2 protein-coding genes are annotated in these 2494 nt (G+C 33.6%); both read right to left on the minus strand.

Features of this window, described 5'->3' with window-relative positions; translation table 11 throughout:
- Positions 1–315: 315 nt before the first annotated feature.
- Entirely contained in the window at positions 316–1047 is a 732-nt protein-coding gene (locus DET63_RS29985; RefSeq protein ID WP_113938657.1) for a DsbA family oxidoreductase, read from the minus strand.
- A 191-nt stretch (positions 1048–1238) separates the two neighbouring features.
- Positions 1239–2198, minus strand: a complete 960-nt coding sequence (locus DET63_RS29990) for an alpha/beta hydrolase (protein ID WP_033709745.1) — start codon at positions 2196–2198, stop codon at positions 1239–1241.
- Positions 2199–2494 lie beyond the last annotated feature (296 nt).

Genomic DNA, 2494 nt, shown 5'->3' on the forward strand with positions numbered 1-2494 from the left:
CGTTCACGTTGTTTGTTTCGTTCAGTTTTCAAAGAACTTGTTTGCCGCTCATTTGCGACTCCCTTATGTTAACATTTTCATATTTCAATGTCAACTAAATTTTTCATTTTCTTTTGTCGCTTTCTGCGTTGTTGCTATCGGCGACTTGTTCTATATTACACCTCTAACCTACAATCGTCAATATGTTTTTATAAAAAACTTCATTTTTTTATAAATCCTATTTACGTTATTAATTTATCTATTTATATACCTCTTCTATAAGAATAGAATAGCAACCCATGAAACACTCTATGGGTTGCTATTCCATCATAAAAACTATTGTTCTTTTGAAGGTACAGAACAACTTTCATCCGTACAAGACATATCGCTTCCACCCTCTGAAGAAAGCTCTTGTAACTTAGGTGCAGGATTCTCTTCTTCCCAAACTTGCTGAAGTGCACCAACAAAAGTTTCAAGTGGTTGCGCACCTGAAATAGCATACTTTTGATTAATAATAAAGTAAGGAACTCCCGAAATTTGATATTGCTGAGCAATCGCTTCATCAATTCTAACATCATTTGCATATGCGCTTTTATCATTAATAACATGTAGAGCTTCTTGCTTATCTAAACCTGAAGCTTCAGCAATAGTAGCAAGCGTATCCACATCACTTAAATTTTTCGATTCAGTGAAATATGCACAAAGTAGATTTTCCGTAATCTCTTTTTCTTTCCCTTGATCCTTTGCAAATTTGGCAAGACGATGCGCATCAAAAGTGTTCGTCGGCTTCATCTCTTCAAAATTAAAACTTAACCCCATACTAGCTGCATGATTGCCTAGTTGTATATTATTACGCTTAGCTTCTTCAATACTAATCCCATACTTTGATGCAAGTACTTCATTAATACTTATTCCAGAATAGATTGGAGCATTTTGGTCTAATTCAAAACTTTTAAACTCAACTTCAACATCTTTCTTATGCGGAAATTGCTCTAAAGCCATTTCTAATCTACGTTTCCCAATATAACAAAATGGGCATACAAAATCTGACCATACTTCAATTTTCATAGAAACACCTCATTAACATGTAGTTTTCAATTATTGTAGCACTGGCAATAAGGAATTCAAAAATTTATGCTTCAAACCTTATATACTACAAACTAAAATGAGTTTTTAAATAGAAAAAACGATAATCAAAAGTATAAAAACATTTCCTTCTGATTATCGTATATACAAAATACAAATCTAAAACAATCTAATTACGCTGGAATGTATCTCCCCACGAATTCCCATATGGTATTCCAATATTTATTCGAATCTACCTTCTCGGCTTCTCCATGTCCAGCACCTGGAACAATTAATTTCTCTTTTTCTACTTTTGCAGCATTATATACTTCATCTAACATTTCATAAGGAACGAATGTATCAGCGTCCCCATGAATAAATAGCATCGGTGTTTTACTTTTCGCTACTTGTTTTACAGCTGAAGCTTCTTCTAAATCATATCCAGCTCTTAATTTTGTAACTGTATTTGCCGCATTCATAACAGGAAACTTCGGCAAGTGGAATAAATCGTTTAATTGATAAGTAAATTCATCAATAACAGTTGAGTATCCACAATCTTCAATAATAACTTTAACGTTAGAGGGTAACTCTTCACCTGAAGTCATCATTACAGTTGCTCCCCCCATTGAAACTCCAAAGAGTGCTATTTCAGCATTAGGGTCTTTCTTTACAATTTGTTGAATCCAAATCAAAATATCTTTACGATCGTGCCAGCCCATCCCTATATAATCACCTTCACTATTTCCATGCCCACGAAGATCTGGCGCTATGACGTTATATCCTTCTTCATAAAAATTCCGGATATATTTCGTCATTTTCGATGCCCTACTATCATATCCATGAACTACAATTGCCCATTTATGGCTAGATTGTTCATTCATATATTCATAACCTGTTAATTTCAACTTATCGAAAGAATTTATATTTCGTATATTAGGTTTATGATTTGATACAAAGTTCGCATCCTTTTCTTCATTTGTAGCAAACACACCTCCCGATGCATTCACAGTTTCTACTAAGTGAGGATTATCCTCTAAAAACTCTTTCTCTTGTTTCGCATTCAACGCATAATTATAAAAATAATTGCCGACTAACATATAAGTAATTGCTAGAAGGACTAAAACCACTATAGTAATTACACCTATCTTTTTCATATTATCTCCTTTTTCAAAATTAAATCTTCTTATATTTAAGTACTCAAAAAAACAACTGCACTATTTTAACACACCGACAGCTTGCTTCTACAAAAAATAAAATAGAAAATCTTAAACTACACATCAAAAATGACGAAAGAAAATGAATATGAGAGGATCAAAAGAATAAGGATTACTTACTTGAGACTGATAAGAAGTTTAAAACACAAAAAAGACGAGTCATTCTGACTCGTCTTAAAGTTGCTTGGCGACGTCCTACTCTCACAGGGACAAGGTCCCAACTACCATCGGCGCTA

This window comes from Bacillus sp. DB-2, assembly GCF_003315125.1.
Classification (GTDB): Bacteria; Bacillota; Bacilli; order Bacillales; family Bacillaceae_G; genus Bacillus_A; species Bacillus_A mycoides.